This window comes from Cellulomonas sp. APG4 (assembly GCF_009996735.1).
Lineage (GTDB): Bacteria > Actinomycetota > Actinomycetes > Actinomycetales > Cellulomonadaceae > Actinotalea.
This window is the reverse complement of the sequence record NZ_JAACYI010000009.1, coordinates 25675-45448: the sequence shown is the minus strand read 5'-3', so window position 1 is coordinate 45448 and position 19774 is coordinate 25675. Positions and strand designations below refer to the sequence as shown.

The window sequence follows — 19774 nt, the reverse complement described above, 5'->3', positions numbered from 1 at the left end:
CAGCGGCGCGGAGTGTGTGTGAGGAGGCGGTGAGGAGGTAGGTACAGACGCCGCTTCCTCAGGGCTGCAGGCGACGCCCCGGCCGGTGCCGCCTCGGGACGAGAGAGGTGGTGTGGCGTCCCGATATCGGCGCGGGACGCGCCTACAGGCCAGCGAGCTCCGAGAAGCGGAAGATGAACGACGGACTCTCAAGGCCACCCCGGAGCGTCAAGCTCGACTCGCGCAGGCAGCCGTCGCTGGAGTCGGCTACGAGGGTGCCTGAGAACCGGACGAGCTGGCCTTCTTCGAGAGAGAGCCCGCTGGTAAAGACAGGAGACGACGGCTCGACAAGCGTGTCGTCCTGGAAGTCCGAGAAGGCGTTGTTCCACGTCCCGATCTCGACGTCCTCAGCCACCTCAACTGTGAAGATGCCCTTGCCGTCACCATTGGCGTCGATCTCAGTGATCTTCCCTGTCCACCCGCTGACGGCCTTCGCGGGCAGCAGAGCGCAGATGGCCTGGTCCCGCTCGGCCTTGGCGGCCCCCCGCTGCAGGTCGTTGGCCGCATCGCGCGCGGCGTTCTGGGCTGCGACGACGGCCGCCACGAACTCCTTCTGAAGTGCTGGCTGCTCGCCGTAGGCGGCGACAGCGGCGGCTTCGGCCTCGGCGGCCGCAGCCGCCGCTTCCGCCTCAGCCTGTGCGGCGGCTTCCGCCTCAGCCTGTGCGGCGGCCTTCTCCTCGGCCTGCTCGGCCGCTTCTGCTTCGGCCTGTGCAGCCGCCTCGGCGGCCTCGTCCGGGGCTGCCGCTCCTGCATCCGTAGAGGTCTCGTGGGGCTGGCTCACCGCGGGCGTATCGGCGTCCCCGGTGTTTGCCGAGACACTCGCACCGCCACCCGCTGCTGCAAGGGCGGCGAGGGCCGCACCAGAGCCCACGAGTAGCACTGCCCCGATCGCGAGCAGAACGCCCGTGCGCTGATGCCAAGGGCGAGGAGCCGTTGTCGGAGCGCCGTGCGACGAGGAGGAGGCCACACCATGTGGAGCCGTGACTCCGGTGCGCATCGGGCCGTAAGGGCCCGTGCCGTCCTGTGCATCGTTGACGACGAGCTGCCATCCGGGGGGTGCTGGAGGCCACGCAGGGTCCGGCCGCCAGCCGGGCGGCGGGACCCATCCCTCCGGTGCAGGTGGCCAGCCAGGTGGGGGATTGAAGCGCGTTGCCATCGTTGTTCCTTTGGATGCGAGAGTTGGGCCCGCGCGGGAGAGGTCTGTTGAGGCACTGTGTAGCCCCCCTGCTATCGACGTGTCGAGCGTGAGCCTTGAGAGCTGGTGATCGGTTCCCACTGGAGCGGGTCTCCCCCTGCGGGGTGCCGTGACCTGAAGCCGGAGGTCCGGTCGGCCACTCGCGTTGCGGTGCCGATCCTCCAGGCTGTCAGTCGCGCGGCGGGCGACGTCCAGGCCGCGTGTGCGGTGGGGAGCTCAGACTCGCCCGATGAGGCCGGGGGCGTCGAGCCGTTGCTTGCTGGTCCGTCCCGCTAGTGCGCGAGAACTGGACGACACCGGCATGTGCAGGTACCTGCACAAGGGCGGTTGTGCACGTACCTGCACAACGCACCGCCGCTCAGTGCGATGCGACGCTATAGGCGTGAGCCGGAGCCGTTCGTCCCGTTCCCCAGAGCCTCTGCTTCGGCAGCCGCCGCGGGCTCGCCGCCGGGCAGGTACACCGACGTCTCGGGCTCGGGGTGCCGACGGGACTGGACGACGATGATCGCGACCCCCACGGTGACGGCGGCCAGCGCGCCCCAGACGTTGGCGGGCAGCCCGAGCGGCGTGACGCTCGTCGGGTCGATTCGCAGCATCTCCAGCCACACCCGGGCCGCGCCGTACCAGATGAGGTAGACGCCGAAGGCCTTGCCCCAGCGCAGGGCGAACCGCTTCTCGAGGAGCAGGATCGCCGCGATGCCCAGCAGGTTCCACAGCATCTCGTAGAGGAAGAGCGGGTGGAACAACGTGTCTGCGGGCAGGCCGGGCGGGAAGGCGTGGTTGCTCGCGGGGATCTCGAGGCCCCACGGCAGCGTGGTCGGGCTCCCGTACAGCTCGTGGTTGAACCAGTTGCCGAGGCGTCCGAGCGCCTGGGCCAGGAGCATGGCGGGGGCGAGGGCGTCGGCGAAGGACCACAGGCGGATGCCCGCCCGGCGGCAGCCGATCCACGCACCGACGGCTCCCCCGATCAGCGACCCCAGGATGGCGATGCCGCCCTCCCAGATGTAGAGGACGCTCAGCGGGTCCTGACCGGCGCCGAAGTAGTCGCCCCAGTGCGTGAGCACGTGGTAGATCCGGGCGCCGACGATGCCGAACGGCACCGCCCACATGGTGATGTCCAGCACGGCGTCCGGGTGGCCCCCGCGGGCCGTGAGCCGGCGCGAGGTGAGCCACACCGCCGCCACGATGCCCGCGAGGATGCACAGCGCGTAGGTGTGCAGGGTCAGGGGGCCGACCGAGAACGACGCCCAGGACGGGTCGGGACTCGGGATGCCGAGACGCATGCGGGCTCCTTCTGCAGGCCGATCCCGAGCGTAGGCCGCTCGGGGGCCTGGGCGGAGCGAGGGTCACGCGGTGGATGCGCCCGTCGTCGTCGTCGGGGTCCTGGCCGGGCAGGTGGGCGACCGTCCTCCAGCGGTGACCCGGGACGACCCGGAGCGCTTCTCACCGCCTCGGATATGCTGCGGCCGCGCAGGGGGAGGTGGCGATGTGTCCGGTTCGATGAGCGTCACGACGGCGCGGCTGCGCGCGTTGGCAGGGCGGTGGGCGGCGTCTGCGGACGAGCTCGCACGGTCCCACGGGCCACAGGCCTTCGCCGATGTCGGGCGCAGCCTCCCGGGATCTCGCGCGGCGTGGGTTGCCGGGCAGGTCGGGCAGCTTCAGGCGGAGCGGGTCCAGGGTGCGGCCCGCGCGGTGCAAGGGCTCGCGTCGACGATGACCGCGACGAGCTCCACCTACGACGCGACGGACCACAGCCAGGCGCAGTCGTTCGGCTCGAAGGCGGGTGGCTGACGGTGCGTCCGACTATCTCGGTGCTGCGGACCTGGTCCCCTGGGCAGCTGGGCGCCCCCGCGAGCCAGCTGCTCACCGCGGCCCGCGTGGTCGAGTCCACCGCGGACGGACTGGTGCGGGACTTCGACACGCATGCGACCGACTGGCAGGGGACCGCAGCGGACCGAGCGCGGGAGCGCGTCATCGAGCAGCGTCGGGCGACGCTGACGGTCGCCGAGGACTGGATCACGGCCGCGCATGCCGTCGAGCGCGCCGCCCAGGAGCTCGCCACGCTGCGCACCCACGTGCTGGGCCTGGTGGCCGCCGCGCAGGGTGAGGACCTGTGGGTTGACGATGCCGGCCGGGTGCGGCCGCGTTTCGCAGGGCTCGACATCGCCGAGTGGGTGCGGCGCCTGCGGGCCGCGCAGACCTACTCCGCGGCGATCGGCGAGGGACTGGCAGGCCTCGACCAGGCGGATGAGGCCCTCGCGCTCGCCCTCGCGTCGTCGTCCGGCGTGGCTGACCCGGGTGCGCTGCTCGAGGGCGCGCCACCCATGGGCGAGGCCCCTGGTGCGGCCGGCGGTGAGGAGTTCGTCCTCGGCCCGCCGACTCGTCCGCAGATCACCTGGGACGAGGACTACGTGTGGAACTCGGACGACGCCGGTCCGGGTGACTACGCCTCCGCCGCCGAGTGGAAGGCGAAGATGGGCGGCGCGCGTGTGCTGCGACGTGACCTGGACGACGCGCTGGACGCCTACGACCACTACTGGTCGAACACCGGCAACCGCTTCCATATCGACTACGAGGAGGCGATCCGCGAGGACCCCGCGATCGCGCGCAACGTCGACGCGGAGATCGCACGGGCCGTGGCCGGGGCACAGCGGCTGATCGACGGCGGCCACACCTCCTTCAGCATGTCCGGTGACGCCGCGAGCGCACCGGCGTACCCGGAGACGGAGAACTGGCAGAAGACCGTCGGCGGCTACCAGCAGTGGAGCAGCGGCGACGTCACGGTGTCGGGGGACACCGTCACCATGGTCGTCACGGTCCACGCCGAGGACTACTACAACTTCAACCGCGGGCAGGCGGACATCGCCAGCGGCGCCCCGGACGACGAGAACGGGCGGTTCACCGAGGTGGGTGGGCCAAGCCGTTCCCGACCAGCGGCCAGGTGACACGCACCGTGACGTGGCAGCTCGGCGACCCGTCGGCTCCGGTCGTCTCCGCGCCCGAGCCGGAGGAGTCGCGGTGAGCGCGCGCACCCGGGCGCTGACCGGCGCGGGTGTCGCCCTGCTGCTCGTCACGGGGACCACCGCCTGCATCGGACCATCGACCGAACCCGAGAACCCGAGGACCACCATGCCGAGCGAGGCCGAGAAGTCCGGCGACGGCCGGGAGCGGACCGACCTGGAACCGCTGACCACCCGCATCCCGACGCTGCAGGGTGCGGCCGGGGCGGTCTGGTTCAGCGGGACGCTGGGCTCTGACGACGTGCCCGGGCCGAGCCTGTACTGGATCGACGCCGTCGTGACCCTCCCGCCGGGAGCCGCTGACGAGCTGCGGGCGACGCTGGACCTCGCGCCCGCGTCGGGGCGGCCCGAGGTCGTGGACGACCTCGCGACGCACGTCCCTGCCGAGCTGCTGGTCGGGCCCGAGCTGGACGAGGCGTTCTCCGACGGCGGCTGGCGGACGACGGCATACCTCGAGCAGTCGGGGGACGACGTCGTGCTGGTGATCGTCGGTGAGTGAGGGAGGCGCGCCTCCGCTGTGGTCGGCCGCCGGTGCTCTCAGCGCAGGGCGGCGATCTCCTCGGGCATGGTGTCGCGGGTCTCGGGGGTGAGCCAGGTCTGGGTCCACCCGTCGCCGTTGTCGTCGATGCGCGAGGTGCCGACGTCGGAGGAGAGCACCCACAGCACGTCGTCGTCGGACTGCCAGGCCAGGAGCACGCCGTGACGTGAGCTGTAGGGCTCGGGGGTGCGGAACAGCTCGGTCCCGTCGGCGTCGGTGACGACGACGTCGAGCATGGCGACGCCGTCCTGCTCGGTGCCTTCCGTGAGGGTGGCGACCACGTCGCCGGAGGGTGCGGTCACCTGCTCACCGGCACCGGTCGCCGTCTCCGCGTCGGTGTCGGATGCGGTGCAGCCGGTGGCGCCGAGCAGCGTGGCGATGGCGAGCGCGGCGCCCACGAGCCTGCGCGTCGGTGAGGTCATCAGGGGTGGTTCTCCATGGAGTGGGTGTGGCCTCCGGCGAGGCCGCGCTGCTCAGGCGTCGGGACTTGCGAACCTTCTCCCCACCAGCGCGCACGCGACGCCCACGGCGAGCGGCGCGAGCACCGACCAGAGCGGCACGCGTACCGGTTCCAGACCGCCGGCGAGGAGGAGTACGACCACGCCGGCGGCACAGACGGCGACAACGCCGAGGACCTCCCCGCCCAGGGCTCGCGGCGGGCGCCCTTCTGCCCGCCGCTCTCTCGCCGCGTTGACCACCACGTACGCGAGGGCCCCCGTCGCCGCTGCGACGATGCCCATCGGCGTGAATCCGGGGCCGTCGAGCCCGAACGCCCACTCCCCGGCAAGGCCGAGCAGGCCGAGGGCGAGGAAGAGGACCGTGCCGAACCGGAGGCCGACGCCGATCCAGGGGCGAAGGCGTTCCCGCTGGTCGAGCGCATCCGAGCTCGCGTCGTGGTGTGCATCCAGACCGGCCAGTCCCTCCGTCATCGGGGCCGAGCACCGAGTGCGGCGCATCGAGCACATGCCGCCGAGATCCCTCAGCGTGCGGCCCTAATCACCGCCTGCGGGTGTGGACGGCGGCTCGGGGAACTGCACCTCGTAGGTCACGCGGTACGAGCTGCTCTTCTTGACCGTGCGTCCGCCCTTGAGGGTCATCTGGCCGATCGCTGCCCGTGCTTTCGCGGCGCTGTCGAGCACGTGGCGGCTCTCGGCGGTGAGGTCGACCGTGAGCACGCGCTGGAGCACGGGGTTCCGCTGGTAGCCGCGTGACTCGAGCAGGTTGGCGAGGGTCGAGTCGCCTTCGAGTCCCGTGCGGGCGAGAAGCTCTCGACCTGCGACGAGGTCTGGCTCGCGCGAGCCGGGGAAGGTGATCTCGAGGTCGATCTTCTGGGCGAGGCTGTCGACGTTCGCGCCGTGGATGTCCAGCCCCGCCGTGACGCCTCGCGCGGCCCCGCTCGCGTCTGCGCGTCGGTCGACGTCCACGTGGGTGGTCTTCATCGACGTCACCGCGACCCGGCGCGCGCCGAGCACCTGGCACAGCGCGGCGAAGTGCATCGCCTTCTCCGCCGCGAGGCGCACGTCCGCGTCGTCGTCGGGCACGTAGGCGTCGCGGTCCATGGGGTTCTGGATGAGCACCGCTCCGGGGCGCAGGAGGCCGCGCTCCTCGAGCCGGGCCAGGCGCGCGTCGTCGCCGAAGTAGGGGGCCGCGACGGTGATCGTCCCGTGCGGGAGGTCGCGCCGGCGGGCCTCGTCGCGTGCGACCGCCTCCTCCGGTGTGAGCACGACGAGGAGCTGGCGCTCGCTCCAGCGAGCGGGAAGGTGCTGGCTCACTCGTCGACCTCCTCGTGCGCGGCCGCCCCGGCCTGGTCGCGCATGTCCAGCAGCTCTCGGATGGCGTGCCGTAGAGCCTCACGCGCGGAGCTCGCCGTGAGGTCGACGGCGGCCACGTCCGAGATGCGGAGCGAGCGGTTGATCGCCCTGACCGCCGGGCGGTCTCGGAGACCGACGATGTACGCGGCCGGGTTCGTCGACGCCAGGCTGGATCGTGGTCCACGTGGGTCACGACGAGCAGGACGGACGGCCGACCAAGTGGGCGCCTGGCGTCGAGGCGCGTGGCTGCGATCCTGGCGAGCGTCTCCACCGCGTGCGCCTCGGCGCTGTCGGGGTCGAGGAGGTGGCGCATATCGGCGACGAGCACGATGCCGTCGCGGTGCCGCCACTTCCCGAGCGCCCCGTGCACAGCGCCCTCGTCCCCCTGGACCACCTCCAGCGTGACGGTGAGCTCAGGATCCCCCGGGATCACGTGCTCAGAGAGCTCGTCGGCGAGGCTCGGCGTGTACGAGGTCGGGACCGGGTGTCCGTCCAGCACCCGCGCGAGGGAGGACTTGCCGGCCCCGCGCGGGCCGAGCACCTGGAGCATCCGCTGCCGGGCCCGGCGGCGATACACCCCGACGGCGGCCCCACCGACCGCGATCACCCCGCCCACGGCCAGGGGGATGAGCGGTACTGGCATCGTCCTGCCTCCTGCTGGGACGTCGCGACGACGTCGTCTGGCTCCGGCTCGGTCACCGTACCCGGAGGCTCGGACGCGGGGACGTCGAACCGGGACGCTGACAGGGACGCGGGGCGTGGGTGAATCTCGCGCGAGGGACCGGAGTGCATGACCTAGCCGGATCCACCCGGGGCTGTTCAGGGACTCATGTCGTCATGCAGGACGACGCGCGAGAACTCGACCATGCCCTCTCGCCGCCAGAAGTGCAGTCGTCGCGCCTGCGGCGTGTTGCTCTGCAGTGACACACGCCAACACGTGGCGCCGTCGGCGCGGGTGACAACCGGATCAGCGCCGCCGGCTCCGCTGCGCAACGGATGCATCTCGCGGCCGGCTGCTCTCTCGGCGATGCCGGTGAGGACTTCGACGACCACGTTGAGGACCTTCTCGCGGGGCACGCCCTCGATGCGTTCCATGCTCCGGAGGAAGTCGGGGCCGAGCGTGTACTCGGTGAGGGCACGCTCGTGCTTCTCGCCCGCGGGGATGCGGCGCACCCACGCGGCGTAGACCTCGTACCGGAACTGCTCTGCGGGGTCGACGAACCACCGCTGCGTCGTCACGTCCGGGTCAACGGCCACCTTCTGCTTCGCCATCTTGTTGCTGCGCAGCCGCAGGTGGGTCTTCTGGTGCGCGACCTGCTCGCGGAGTCGTTGGACCTCTTCGGTGAGCTGCTCTGTCCGGCGTCGATGCGCCGCGAGCTCCCTCTCGAGCGGCTCGAGGCGCGCGTCCTTCGCATGCAGCTCGGCCTCGAGTGCGCTGATGCGTGCACGGGCCGCGTCAAGGCTGAGGCTCAGGGTCCGGGTGGCGGGCGGGGCAACGGCGGCAATGGCCTGCGGACGTGGTGCCGCCTCGACGGGAGGCAAGACGGCTGGCGACACGTCCGTCTCGTCGAGGGGGCCAAAGGTGGGTGGCGCGAGCCACGGTGGGCCGCCGGCGATCAAGGACGGGGCGGCGAGCGGTTCGTCGTCCTCGTCCACGTCGTCGAGTCGAAGCGCGATGCTGCTGCCGGCCGTCTCGACGCGGGCGACCACGACCTCGCCCACGGTGAGCAGTGACGTGAGCGTGTCGTTGGGGTTCGCCGTGACCCGGTGGCGCTGGACCGGGACGACGACGTCGGGCAGGAGAGCCAGGTGCGCCACGTCGGGACGCACCTCCACGACCTTCGCCAGGACGGTGGTGCCGGGCGTGAGCTCGAGCGCCTGGGACGTCATGAGGAGGCCGGCGATGTCGAGCCGTCGTGTCTCGGGATCGAGCCGCCCGGAGACGGCCATGCCCCGCTCCACGAGATGCTCGATCGGGACTGACGGGAGTGTGAGTTCTTGCCAGATCGTGGCCGGCTCGCCGTCGTCGAGCCGGACGAGGGCCCTCGACGGCGGGGCGAGGGCGGTGACCGTGCCGGAGGCTTCGAGGACGGACATGGTCGAGGCGGAGACACCCGCGCGGGCAGCCATCCCGAGGGCGTCGCGCGTGAGCTCGTCGGTGGCTCTCTGACCCTCGGCGGCGTCGTAGGCGAACCGGAGTGGTGAGGCGAACGGGTCCTTGGTCCACGCCAGGCCCGTGGGATAGACCCGGCCTGCACCGCCATAGACCTGGGTCATGTCCGGGAGCAGGGCACTCAGCCGCCACGAGCACTCGTCCGTCGGGAGGACGTAGACCTCGGCGAGCCCCGCCACATCGCGTGCGACTTCGTCGGCGAGGATCCAGGGATCCTGCTCACCACTGGGGATGGAGACCACGGCTACGGGCAGCCGGCGGTCCGGATCCAGGAGGTGCGCGGCGAGGACCTCGGCGCCGGCAGGTTCGGTGATGCGCGTGGGCCCGGCGGCCTGCGGTGCGGCTGGGAGTGCGCTCACCCGCGCGCGGGCACCACGCCGCGCGGCTTCGCGATGGCGGTTCCGGCTGGGCATGAGGCCTCCTTCACGTGGAGGATCGCAGCCGGCGCTGACATGCGGCTCACGACCGTCCCCCGAGAGTGCTCGGTTCTACCGGATCTATCGGCACGCAGAGGGGCGCGACGAGCGCCGTGCCGAACGTGAGCCCGACCTGCGAGGGTGACGGTATGCGCGTCGTGACGTGGAACCTCGCCTACATGAAGCCAAGCCGGCACAAGACGCCGGCGAACCGCCGTCGGCAGTGGGCGCTGCTCGCTGCCCTCGCGCCCGACGTCGCTCTGCTCCAGGAGTGCCGGCCCGCAGACCTGGCCGCGTTGGCGCCGTCGTGGATGGCGCAGGAGTACACGATCGTCGGTGCGGCTCGGCCCGGCGGGACGGCGTGCGCGGCGGTGCTCGCCCGGACGGAGCACGCTCTGGTTGCCGTGGACGGCCATGAGCTGGGGGACACGTCGGCGCGCTGGCTCGAGTTCCTCGCGGGCTACGTCGCCCCGGCTCGCCTGGTGGTCGAGGGCGTGCCGATCAACGTGGCGAGTGTCCATGCGCTCGCTGGTGAGGTTGATCATCCGGCGATCACGGCCGAGGACCACGAGGCCCTGCGGCGGCCGTGCGCCTCGCGTGCGTACTTCAACGACGTCGCCGCCGGGGCGCTGACGCCGCTCACGGAGGACGCGCGCTTCGTCATCGGTGGGGACTGGAACGTCGCCGCCCTCTTCGACACCACCTACCCGGCGACGGCGCCGGCCAGCTCGCAGTTCTTCGCCGGGCGGCAGGCCGGCGGTTGGCACCACGCGCTGCGGAAGTTCGAGCCCGACGAGGTGCGCACCTACGTCGAGCCGTCATCGGCGCCGTACGAGCTGGACCACCTGTTCACGGATGCCGAGCTGCACGACGCGCTGGTGGCGTGCCATGTGGTGAGAGATGCCGGGTTCGACGGGCTGAGCGACCACGTGCCGGTGGTGGCCGAGTTCATCACGCGTGGAGCGGGGGTCTGAACGGTGCACAACCCTCTTCGAGCCTGGTCCCCGGATGGCACCCAGCTCAGCGCTCATGCCTTCAGCGTCGTCCGGACGGGCGCTTCCGCCTCGGCGTGCGGGGCGCTCGGCGGCTTGGTCCCGACGTAGTCGTAGCGCCAGCACGGCGCATCCTTCTGCGGACGCCGCTTGTAGCCCGCACGGCCGTGGGGTGCGTCCGCACCGCCCAGTGGGAGCGACAGGAAGCTGGGCATCTCGGGCCCCGGGAGCACCGGGATGTCCTTGTAGCGGGCACCGTCGAAAGGCCCGCCGATCATCTCAGCGATCTCGAAGCCGAGATCGCCAGGAGTGAACTGTTGTGTGCTCATCGCCGCCTCCTTCACCTGCTGTCGGTGAGACCGTCCCACGAGCCACTGACACCGCGATCAGGATCAGGTCCGCCCGCTCCCAGCTCGTCGAGAGCCGCCGAGAGAGCGGCGAAGTCGCTCGCCATCTCGACGGGCAGCGCGCGCAGTGACTTCCGCAGTGCTCGAGCCTGGAGGGCCGCGTCGCGTGCGCGGTCGTCGAGGACCGCGAGGTAGCGACCGTCGAGGACGTGTCTGGTCGGCGCGGCGTGCATCGCCACGGTGTCGAGGAAGATCGCCAGTCGACGCGCATCGCGTCCGCGCCCCTCGCGTGGGCGGTCCCCTGAGCCTTCCCCCACGGTGACGAACGTGAAGCTGTTCTCCCAGAGCCTTTCCAGGCCCGCCGGGACGTCGAAGGTGACGACCGTCGCGAAGGCCTCGTTCTTGCCACGCACGGCGAGCACCTCGTGCGCGAGACGGAGCACGTTGTCGTCGGTCATGGAGGAGCCGACCACGAGCAGGTGCTCGGTCAGCATCAGCGACTGGACCACGGCGCCGAACGGGCCGGAGCGTGCATGGAAGCCGACGAAGTCGGCGCGCGACAGCACGATCTTCGACGGGTCGGTCACGCTGCCGTGCATCTTGAGCAGCCACGGCTTGCTCGGAGGGTTCGCCTCCCCCGGCAGGACCACCACAGCGTCCTCGCCGAGGTCTCGCACGGCCTTCTCGTACAGCTCGTCGTAGTTCGTCGTGACCACGTGATCGCAGCCGAGGCTTGCGACCAGCGCGTGTGCCAGCCCGTACCGCTGCTGCTGCGTGACGATCTCTCTGACGTGCTCCCCCAGGTGATGGGTGTCGCCGGTCGGGTCCATGACGTTCCTGAGCAGCTGTGCCTGGTCGAGTGGAGACGCCAGCTCCGCGACGCCCACGTCCTCCGGGAGGCGCGCCGTCAGCTCTTCCAGGAGTCCCGTCCAGCTCGGTAGGCCGGCCGAAGCGCTGACGCCTGCGCCTACGAAGAGAGCGAGGGACCCACCCCGGGCGAGCTCCGCGAGCCGCCGCACCTCATCACCGGGTGGCTCCGCGCGTTGACGCCGGAGAGCCTGGAATGCCGAGTGGTCTGCGGGGTTGAACGCGACGACCACGACGTCGATCGGCAGCCGCGCGACGGCGTCCTCGCACGTCTGCAGGAGCGCCTGGATCATCGCGCCACGATGGCGTCCGAAGCCGCCCCGGCTGACACCGAGCGTCGGAACGGCGATGAGCGGGCGCGGTCGGTCGTTCTGGGGGTGCTTCGCGTTTCTGGCCGCATCTTCGAGGACGGACGCAAGCCGTGTGACGACGGCATCCACCTGCAGGTCGGTCGCATCCCATGGGATCTCCGGGTCGACCGCGACGTCCGTGAACCAGACCGGCACCTGACCGTCGCCCGGGACGGTCGAGCGGCCCCACCGCTTGGTCTCCCAGTCATGGGGTCGCATGCCAAAGGCGTAGCCGGCTCGGGGCTCGTTCACGCCGAGAGCAGGCGCCCACGTGGTCTCGACGTTGAAGGCCCGGTCCGTCGGGATGACGACGGCATCGCAGTCCAGGTTCTCGAGTCGTCCTCGGACGACGAAGACGTGGCCCGTGTCGTTCATGTCCGGAAGATAGCGGCCGGGTGCCCAGCGGAGACGGATCCGGACAGGGCGCGATGAGAGGCGGTTCGACCCCGGATCTCTCGACGGGTGCACACGCGCGACGAGCAGTGACGCTGAGGCCGGCAGGACGGTTCCGACTCAAGGTGCGCGCCCCGGTGCCGATGGACATATCGACCGAAGATCCCCGACGACGAGGCCGGCACGATGACGTCCACATTCGGCTGGCTCGACACCAACGAGTCGCAGCGTCGCCAGATGATGGAGGTCGTCGCGCTCTTCAAGGACGAGGGCACGATCGACGAGATCGGCATCGGCACGGTGCGGGACGCGATCGCCAACGCGCTCTTCCCCGGGCTCTCGGTGCTGCACACCCGTCTGCGGTACGTGCTCTTCGTCCCCTGGCTGGTCCAGGCCGCGCAGGACCACACCGCCGGCAGCGCCCAGGCGGCGCGTCGCCTGCGCCGGCTCGAGACGGAGCTCATCGACAGCCTCATCCGTGGGACTGCTGACCTGGGCGACGACGGCTGGGGCGTCATCGGGGTCTCGGCCCGCGGTCGCCTCCGGCGCATGCCGAGCGCGATCTTCTGGGCGGTGCTGGGCCGCTGGGGGATCCGGGTGTGGGACGAGAGCGCCGACGGGCTCTTCCGCCGCGGCACGGGCATGCGTGAGCTCGCGGCTGCCCGTCCACGTGCGGACGATCCCGAGGCTGACCACCACGTGCCGACGTCGGGCTTCGTCGCGTCGTTGCCGCCCGCGCCCGACGGCCTCCTCGAGCGCACCGACTTCCGGCTCACCGCGGAGGAGGCCGAGTTCCTCGGTCACCAGATCCGGGCGAGCACCACAGGTTCGCTCCTCGCGTGGCTCGTCGACCACCCGCCGACGGGCGACGTCGAGCACGTGTGGGACCTGCCCGGCATCGAGCATGCTCCACCGGCGATGGTGAGCCTCGTCGACCACGGGCGGCGACTGCACACCGTCGTCCACGGCGCTGCCTTGCTCTACAACCTCATGCTCGCGGAGGAGTCCGGCTCCCAGGACCTGACGCAGGACTACAACGAGGCCCTCGACGTCTGGGCCGCGGAGGTGGCAGCGCCGGACGTCCTCGACGGATGGGACCGGGACGAGTTCTGGGCCACCCTGCTGACCCTGAACCCCCGCATCAGTCGTCGTACCCGGGCCTTCCTCGACGGGTGGATCGACCTGCTCGCCACCGGTACGCGGGTCGCCGAGAGCGCGGCGGCTCGCGAGCTGGTCCGCCTGCGGGAGCATGCGATCAAGGGGGCGCGAGCCCGGCTCGGCAACCGTGCCGCCCTCGACCAGTGGTCCGGCGCCTCCGGCCTGGTCCGCCTCGACTACCGCTGGCGCGTGGCCCACCGGCTCCTCCGGGACCTCCACCAGCACGAGGGGACCGTCGATGCTGACGCCTGACACGCGCGTGCTGCTCGGCGACGCGCTGCGCCCACCGGAGGGTTTCCAGCTCGACGTCGCCGTGGGCACCACCTACTCGCTCGACCTGACCGCCCTGCTCCTCGCGCCCATGTCCTTCGCGTTCGTCGAGCCGGGTGAGGACCTGGCGGGCACTGACCCCGCGAGCCTGCTCGCGGCCGTGCGCCGGTACAGCGAGCGCACGACGGTGTTCTGCCAGGCGGGGGGCATCGCCGTGCCCGGGGCCTACCGTCGCATCCTGACCTTCGTCGAGGGCAGCGTCTGCGAGGTCACGGCCCCGACGGCGGGCCACATCTTCCACCCGAAGGTCTGGGTGCTGCGCTTCGTCGACCACGACGGCGTGCACCGGCACCGCCTCGTCGTGCTGAGCCGGAACCTCACCTTCGACCGGTCCTGGGACACCGCCTTGGTGCTGGATGAGTCCGAGGACGGGCACGGCGTCGACGTCGCCCCGCTGGTGGGGTTCGTCCGCGCGCTGCCCGGCCTGGCGGTACGGCCGCTGCCGACCGACCGCATCGAGCAGATCGCCGACCTGACGCGCACGCTGACCGACGCCCGGCTGGCCGCACCCGCACCGTTCGACACCGTCACGCTTCTCCCGCTGGGCCTGGACGACACCGCGTGGCCCCTGCCGGACGCCGTCGACCGTGCGCTCGCCATCAGCCCGTTCCTGGATGTCGGTGCCGTGTCGAGCCTCGCGCGCACGACGGCGAACCGCATGCTCGTCTCCCGGGCGGAGACGTTCACCCGGCTGGGCGGTGCGGCGCTCGAGGGCTGGCAGACCCGCACGCTGAGCCGCCTCGCCGAGGGTGCGGAGAACGCCGAGCTCGCGGACGACGACGACGCCACCCCGGCGCACGCGAGCGGCGACGGCTGGGGCCGCGTCCCCGACGGACTGCACGCCAAGGTCGTGGTCGCCGACGTCGGTTCGCGGGGCCACGTGATCACCGGGAGCGCCAACCTCACCACGGCGGCCTGGGGCGGGAACGTCGAGCTCGGTGCCCATCTATCCGGACCGGTGCGCGGCTGCGGGGTGCGGGCCGTCCTCGGGCAGCACGAGACCGACGGCCTTGCCCGGCTCCTCGAGGAGTTCGTCGTCGCCGACCCGGAGGGCGTGGTCGACCCGTGCGAGGCGACGGAGCACGAGGTCGAGCTGTTCCACCAGGCTCTCGCGGCCGGGGTGGTGCAGGTGGAAGTCTCCGCGGGGTCCGACGACGACGCCGTCGTCCTCACCGCACGCGTAGCGCTCGAGACGGCGAGCCCAGGACGGACCCGGGTCTGGCCGATCACGCTGCGCCGGGACACGCACGCGCAGCCGCTCGCGGAGGAGGTGGTGTGGCCGGACGTCTCGGTGGAGGCGGTCACCCCGTTCCTCGCTGTGGAGACGACCGCGGGGACCGGACGCACCGCCGTCACGCGCCGGTGCGTCGTGCGTGCAGAGCTCATCGGTGACCCACCCGGCCGCCGACAGCAGGCCGTCCACGAGATCCTCAGCAACGTCGACGCGGTGGTCCGCTACCTGGCTCTCCTCCTGGCCGACCCCACGCTCGGCGCCTCCGCGGTCTCCTCGGGGCTCACGGCGCTGGGTGCGAGCGAGATGGACGGTGCCGCTGCCCCGCAGGACGTCGTCCTCTTCGAACCGTTGATCCGGGCGGCCGTCCGGGACCGGGCCGGGGTCGAGCGGATCGCGGGCATGGTCGAGGAGCTGCGCGGAGGTGACGCTCTGCTGCCGGACGGCTTCGAGGAGCTGTGGGCCGTGGTGCGCGAGGTCGTCATGGACGGAGCCGGATCATGACCGTGGACCACCGCCCCGACGTCGCGGCCGTGATGAGCGGCCTCAAGGACTTCCAGCGCGCGACCGTGGAACACGTGGTCCGGCGCCTGTGGACCGACGAGGAGCCGACCAAGCGCTTCCTCGTGGCGGACGAGGTGGGGCTCGGCAAGACCCTCGTCGCCAAGGGCGTCATCGCCGCAACGGTCGACCACCTGTGGGACAAGGTCGAGCGCATCGACATCGTCTACATCTGCTCCAACCAGCAGATCGCGCAGCAGAACCTCAGCCGCCTCAACGTCGTCGACGGCCAGAAGCTCGACCACGCGGACCGGCTCACGATGCTGCCGACGGTCATCAAGCAGCTCAACAGCCGGCGCATCAACATCGTCTCGTTCACCCCGGGCACCTCGTTCCACGTCGCCGACGGCGGCGGGAAGTCGGCCGAGCGGGTCGTCCTCTACTGGATGCTTGCCCACGCCCTGGGCAGGGACCACGTCCGCCCCCGGCGCTGGGTCCGCTTCTTCCAGGGGAGCGTGCGCCGCGAGGAGACGTTCCGCCGCAGCCTGGCCGAGCTGGACCCGCGCGAGCTCGACCCCGAGGTGCTCGACGCGTTCACCCGCGCGTTCGACGCCGCCCGCGGCCCGGGCGGCGGAGCGTTGAGAGACGAGCTCGAGTCCGCCGTGGACCAGTTCAACTACCTGCGTGGGCGACCGTCCTGGGAGGTGTCCTCGCGCCGGTACCGGCTCATCGGTGCCCTGCGCTCCGTGGTCGCGCGAGCCTCCGTCGAGGCGCTCGAGCCGGACCTGGTGATCATGGACGAGTTCCAGCGGTTCAAGGACCTTATGGACCCGGGCAGCGACGCCGCCGAGCTGGCGCACGCCATCTTCGACCACCGCGACGCGAAGGTCCTGCTCCTCTCGGCGACGCCGTACAAGATGTACACGCTGCCCGACGAGCCGGAGGGCGACGACCACTACCGGGACTTCGTCGCGACCGTGCGCTTCCTGGGCGGGAAGACGATGGCAGCGCAGGTCGAGGCGGACCTGCGGACCATGCGGACGGCGCTGGTCGCCGGGCATGCGACCGACGAGGCACGGGCGGCCAAGGACCGTGTCGAGGCTGCGCTGCGCAGGGTGATGAGCCGGACCGAGCGGCTGGCCGTGAGCGACGACCGCGACGGCATGCTCCGCGAGGTGCCGAGCCCCGACGGTCACGTGGTCGCCGACGACCTGCGGGCCCTGCGCGGGCTCGACGGCGTCGCGAGGGCGCTGGGTCGCGGCGACGTCTTCGAGTACTGGCGCTCGGCCCCGTACATCCTCAACGTGATGGAGCGCGACGGGTACAAGGTCAAGACCGACCTCGCCGGCGCGCAGTCCGACCTGGCCGTCACCGAGGCGCTGCGCAGCGCCGACGGACTCCTCGACTGGCAGGAGATCGAACGGTACGAGGCTCTCGATCCCGGCAACGCGAAGATGCGCGGCCTGGTCGGCAACGTCCTCGACGCCGGAGCGTGGCGGCTGGCCTGGCTCCCGCCGTCGCTGCCGTACTACGAGCACGCCGGCGCGTACGCCGACCCTGCGCTCTGCCGCTTCACCAAGCGCCTCGTGTTCTCGGCCTGGACCGTCGTGCCCAAGGCCATCTCGATCGTCCTCAGCTACGAGGCCGAGCGACGGGCGTTCGCCCCTGCCGGCCGCGGCCGCCGCAGCTACAGCGGGACACCGCCCACCGGGCTGCTCCAGTACCGGCTCGCCAACGACCGCCCCGCCGGGATGCCGGCGTTCGCGATCACCTACCCGAGCACCACCCTGGCTCGCCTCGGCGACCCCCTCGAGCTCGCGCGCGCCGTGGGCGATCGTCTGCCCGCACCCCGGGACGCCGTGATCGCGGAGGCGCGACGTCGGGTCGACGACGCCCTCCGCGTCCTGCCCGCCGGGGACCCGGAGCGCACCCCCGGTGTGGACCAGCGCTGGTACTGGGCCGCTCCGATCCTGCTCGACCGCGGGGCCGCCCTGGAGAGTCAGGGCCGGTTCGAGGACCGCGTGGCTCGCTGGGCCCGGCGGGAGGACACCGGCGTCGGGCAGGGCTTCGCCGCGCACGCTCGGACCCTGCTGGAGATCCGACCCGAGCACCTCGGCCCGCGGCCCGACGACCTCGGGAACGTGCTGGCGGATATGGCGCTCGCCGGCCCCGGGCCGTGTGCGCTCCGAGCGCTGTCGCGGATCTCCGGCGGCGATGACGCCCTGGACGACGCGACCCGGCGTGACCAGGCCTCCGAGGTCGCCGAGGGCCTGCGGTCCCTGTTCAACCGGCCCGAGATCATGTCGGTGCTCCGCGCCGACGAGGACCGCGGCGACTCCTACTGGCGCGTGGTGCTCGAGCACGCGCTCGACGGCGGCCTGCAGGCCGTGCTCGACGAGTACGCCCACGTGCTGCTCGAGTCCGAGGGTCTGCAGGAGGCGGAGCCTGACCGTCGTGGTGAGCGGCTGGCGGAGCGCATCACCGAGGCGCTGACCATCCAGACCTCGAGCCAGGGGATCGACGAGATCACCCCGCACGACGGCGGCTTCGACCTGACCCGCCGCACGGTGCGGTCCCACTTCGCCGCGAGGTTCGGCCGTGCGCGCTCCGAGGACAAGACCGTCGTGCGCGAGTCCCACGTGCGCACGGCGTTCAACTCGCCGTTCTGGCCCTTCGTCCTCGCGTCGACGTCGGTGGGTCAGGAAGGTCTGGACTTCCACACCTACGCCCACGCCGTCGTGCACTGGAACCTGCCGGGCAACCCGGTGGACCTGGAGCAGCGTGAGGGGCGGGTGCACCGCTACAAGGGCCACGCCGTGCGGAAGAACATCGCCCAGGAGCACGCCGACGCGGCCTTCCATGCGACCGTGGACGACCCCTGGTTCGCCATGTTCCTCGCCGCGACCGGGGCACGACCGGACGGACTGAGCGACATCGTCCCGTGCTGGGTCTACGCACCCGAGGGTGGCGCCGCGATCGAGCGTTACGTGCCAGCGATGCCGCTCAGCAACGAGACGCAGCGGTACCGCCGCCTGCAGCGGACGGTGGGGGCGTACCGGATGGTCGTGGGGCAGCCGCGGCAGGAGGACCTGCTCAAGTACGTCGGGGCCGGTGACGCGGACTGGGACTGGATGCGGATGGAGCTGGGGCCGCCGGTGGGGTGAACGGTCGGACGGTCGCGCGACGAGTGCGGTCGAGGAGAAGCGATAGCTAGGGAGAGTTGGCGATGGCGAACTTCATCCTGATCACGAAGGTGGTCTGGGAGTTCCTCGTGAAGTACTGGCCGTTGGTGAGTGCAGCGTTCGAGCAGGTGGACCGATTCATCAAGGAGCACCCAGGCGTATCGGACGGGGCTCGTGAGCGGTTCAACGACTGGCGGGACAGCTTCCTCGCAGCACAGAAGAAGCGCAGTGCGGAAGCCCGTGTGCGCGCGACCCTCGACACGGTCCGCCGCATCGCCGAGGAGCAGGCGGCCGCGTCTGGTGATGGCGCCACAGTCGTTGGAGGCGACTGGCTCGAGCGGGCAGCGAGCATCGAGCGCGCGCTCGAGCTCGCAACTGCGCAAACGGGCCGAACCAGGAGGCGCATGCTCGCGCAGGTGGCGAAGCGGACTGACGCCTTGGTGGCTGAGGCATTCCTCTCGCTGCTTCCCGAGGACGAGCGAGCGGAGGACGAGACCCCGGGCTTGCCGGAGAGCGGTGGCGAAGGCCCTCAGGAAAGCGCCCGAGAGACCAAGGGACCGCGATGACGCACGGTTCCGATCTCGACCCGTGGCCACGCCTGATCGAGGCGCGAGCTGCGTGCGATGCGCGCGTGTCCCCGTACTACGACGAGGTGCTCCACGAGGTCGCCTCCTCGATCCAGGCCCGTGGTTCTCTCGGCAAAGCTGGCATCGGTGCCCTCGTCTTCTGGAAGCGGATCAACGCCAGTGCGCGGTGGGCAGCGCGGCTTCACGCAGTCCCGGATGCTGTGGTGCGCATGGCCACGGCCCGCGCGATCGAGCTCGTGACCGACCGGACGCTCTCGCTCGAAGATGCTGCAAGGGCGGGGCGCGAAGCCCTGCTTGAGCTACCCGGATTCGCCTCTGGTCCGGCCTTGGCGTCGGCGGTCCTGACGGCGGCGGCCCCCCAACGCATGGCTGTGTACGACCGTCGGGTGGTCGAGGGCTTCAAGACCTTGGGCGTCCCCCTCACCCCGGTCGGCGTGTACAGCGGGTACATGGCGCGTCTCGATGCGCTCCTCGCTGACGCACCCGCCGGTCCCGCACGGTCGTGGGTACCTCGCGACCTCGACCTCGCACTGTTCACGCTGGGTGGGAAGGGGGGCTAGCGATGACTGGGGACATCGGCGAGAACCTCGTCGGCCGAACCTGCGCTACGTCGAGGGCTGCGATCTCGTCATGTTCCTCACGTA

17 protein-coding genes are annotated in these 19774 nt (G+C 71.4%); 9 read left to right on the top strand and 8 right to left on the bottom strand.

Annotated elements, in window-relative coordinates:
- Positions 1-142: 142 nt before the first annotated feature.
- A complete protein-coding gene (locus GXB85_RS17825) occupies positions 143-820 on the bottom strand; it encodes a hypothetical protein (RefSeq protein WP_202627752.1) in 678 nt (225 codons plus the stop codon).
- 788 nt (positions 821-1608) lie between these two features.
- A complete protein-coding gene (lgt, locus tag GXB85_RS08525) occupies positions 1609-2517 on the bottom strand; it encodes a prolipoprotein diacylglyceryl transferase (RefSeq protein ID WP_161917223.1) in 909 nt (302 codons plus the stop codon).
- A 217-nt stretch (positions 2518-2734) separates the two neighbouring features.
- Between lgt and GXB85_RS08520 the strand changes: the two genes are divergently transcribed.
- The 3 genes from GXB85_RS08520 (at position 2735) to GXB85_RS08510 (ending at position 4753) form a co-directional block, all read left to right on the top strand.
- On the top strand, positions 2735-3025 hold the full coding sequence (locus GXB85_RS08520; RefSeq protein WP_161917222.1) for a hypothetical protein: 291 nt from the start codon (positions 2735-2737) through the stop codon (positions 3023-3025).
- A 2-nt stretch (positions 3026-3027) separates the two neighbouring features.
- Positions 3028-4179, top strand: a complete 1152-nt coding sequence (locus tag GXB85_RS08515; protein ID WP_161917221.1) for a hypothetical protein — start codon at positions 3028-3030, stop codon at positions 4177-4179.
- A gap of 73 nt (positions 4180-4252) precedes the next feature.
- On the top strand, positions 4253-4753 hold the full coding sequence (locus GXB85_RS08510; RefSeq protein ID WP_237728102.1) for a hypothetical protein: 501 nt from the start codon (positions 4253-4255) through the stop codon (positions 4751-4753).
- A gap of 38 nt (positions 4754-4791) precedes the next feature.
- Here the strand turns inward: GXB85_RS08510 and GXB85_RS08505 are convergent, their stop codons facing one another.
- From GXB85_RS08505 to GXB85_RS08490, 4 genes are all read right to left on the bottom strand, one after another.
- Positions 4792-5214: a hypothetical protein gene (locus GXB85_RS08505; protein WP_161917220.1), complete on the bottom strand. Its 423-nt coding sequence runs from the start codon at positions 5212-5214 to the stop codon at positions 4792-4794.
- 51 nt (positions 5215-5265) lie between these two features.
- Positions 5266-5721 carry a hypothetical protein gene (locus GXB85_RS08500; protein WP_161917219.1) on the bottom strand — a complete coding sequence of 152 codons (456 nt, stop codon included), beginning with the start codon at positions 5719-5721 and terminating at the stop codon, positions 5266-5268.
- Positions 5722-5784: 63 nt separating this feature from the next.
- Positions 5785-6564 (bottom strand): hypothetical protein, encoded by a 780-nt coding sequence (locus tag GXB85_RS08495; RefSeq protein ID WP_161917218.1) that lies wholly within the window; start codon positions 6562-6564, stop codon positions 5785-5787.
- An 858-nt stretch (positions 6565-7422) separates the two neighbouring features.
- Positions 7423-9135, bottom strand: a complete 1713-nt coding sequence (locus GXB85_RS08490) for a hypothetical protein (protein ID WP_161917217.1) — start codon at positions 9133-9135, stop codon at positions 7423-7425.
- Positions 9136-9341: 206 nt separating this feature from the next.
- On the opposite strand from GXB85_RS08490, the gene GXB85_RS08485 reads away from it, so the two are divergent.
- Complete coding sequence (locus tag GXB85_RS08485) at positions 9342-10166, top strand: endonuclease/exonuclease/phosphatase family protein (protein WP_161917216.1); 825 nt, start codon at positions 9342-9344, stop codon at positions 10164-10166.
- 53 nt (positions 10167-10219) lie between these two features.
- Here GXB85_RS08485 and GXB85_RS08480 read toward each other — a convergent pair whose 3' ends face one another.
- Positions 10220-10513: a hypothetical protein gene (locus GXB85_RS08480; RefSeq protein ID WP_161917215.1), complete on the bottom strand. Its 294-nt coding sequence runs from the start codon at positions 10511-10513 to the stop codon at positions 10220-10222.
- A gap of 11 nt (positions 10514-10524) precedes the next feature.
- Positions 10525-12123, bottom strand: a complete 1599-nt coding sequence (locus tag GXB85_RS08475; protein WP_161917214.1) for an SIR2 family protein — start codon at positions 12121-12123, stop codon at positions 10525-10527.
- Between the two features lie 204 nt (positions 12124-12327).
- Here GXB85_RS08475 and GXB85_RS08470 point away from each other — a divergent pair, with 204 nt between their 5' ends.
- The 5 genes from GXB85_RS08470 (at position 12328) to GXB85_RS08450 (ending at position 19690) form a co-directional block, all read left to right on the top strand.
- Complete coding sequence (locus GXB85_RS08470; RefSeq protein ID WP_161917213.1) at positions 12328-13551, top strand: DUF6361 family protein; 1224 nt, start codon at positions 12328-12330, stop codon at positions 13549-13551.
- Positions 13538-15364, top strand: a complete 1827-nt coding sequence (locus GXB85_RS08465; RefSeq protein ID WP_161917212.1) for a phospholipase D family protein — start codon at positions 13538-13540, stop codon at positions 15362-15364. Before GXB85_RS08470 ends, GXB85_RS08465 begins: the two co-directional genes overlap by 14 nt.
- The gene (locus GXB85_RS08460) at positions 15361-18525 is read left to right on the top strand and encodes a helicase-related protein (RefSeq protein ID WP_161917211.1); all 3165 of its coding nucleotides are present in this window, start codon (positions 15361-15363) and stop codon (positions 18523-18525) included. Before GXB85_RS08465 ends, GXB85_RS08460 begins: the two co-directional genes overlap by 4 nt.
- A 62-nt stretch (positions 18526-18587) precedes the next feature.
- Positions 18588-19109, top strand: coding sequence for a hypothetical protein (locus GXB85_RS08455; protein ID WP_161917210.1), 522 nt, complete (start codon positions 18588-18590; stop codon positions 19107-19109).
- Between the two features lie 65 nt (positions 19110-19174).
- On the top strand, positions 19175-19690 hold the full coding sequence (locus tag GXB85_RS08450) for a hypothetical protein (RefSeq protein WP_202627751.1): 516 nt from the start codon (positions 19175-19177) through the stop codon (positions 19688-19690).
- Positions 19691-19774 lie beyond the last annotated feature (84 nt).

Bases quoted from the DNA above. Each gene is read 5' to 3' on its own strand.
- GXB85_RS08470 (WP_161917213.1), top strand. From the start codon at position 12,328: ATGACGTCCACATTCGGCTGGCTCGACACCAACGAGTCGCAGCGTCGC.
- GXB85_RS08520 (WP_161917222.1), top strand. From the start codon at position 2,735: ATGAGCGTCACGACGGCGCGGCTGCGCGCGTTGGCAGGGCGGTGGGCG.
- GXB85_RS08455 (WP_161917210.1), top strand. From the start codon at position 18,588: ATGGCGAACTTCATCCTGATCACGAAGGTGGTCTGGGAGTTCCTCGTG.
- GXB85_RS08480 (WP_161917215.1), bottom strand. From the start codon at position 10,513: ATGAGCACACAACAGTTCACTCCTGGCGATCTCGGCTTCGAGATCGCT.
- GXB85_RS08505 (WP_161917220.1), bottom strand. From the start codon at position 5,214: ATGACCTCACCGACGCGCAGGCTCGTGGGCGCCGCGCTCGCCATCGCC.
- GXB85_RS08460 (WP_161917211.1), top strand. From the start codon at position 15,361: ATGACCGTGGACCACCGCCCCGACGTCGCGGCCGTGATGAGCGGCCTC.
- GXB85_RS08475 (WP_161917214.1), bottom strand. From the start codon at position 12,123: ATGAACGACACGGGCCACGTCTTCGTCGTCCGAGGACGACTCGAGAAC.
- GXB85_RS08500 (WP_161917219.1), bottom strand. From the start codon at position 5,721: ATGACGGAGGGACTGGCCGGTCTGGATGCACACCACGACGCGAGCTCG.
- lgt (WP_161917223.1), bottom strand. From the start codon at position 2,517: ATGCGTCTCGGCATCCCGAGTCCCGACCCGTCCTGGGCGTCGTTCTCG.
- GXB85_RS08465 (WP_161917212.1), top strand. From the start codon at position 13,538: ATGCTGACGCCTGACACGCGCGTGCTGCTCGGCGACGCGCTGCGCCCA.
- GXB85_RS08485 (WP_161917216.1), top strand. From the start codon at position 9,342: ATGCGCGTCGTGACGTGGAACCTCGCCTACATGAAGCCAAGCCGGCAC.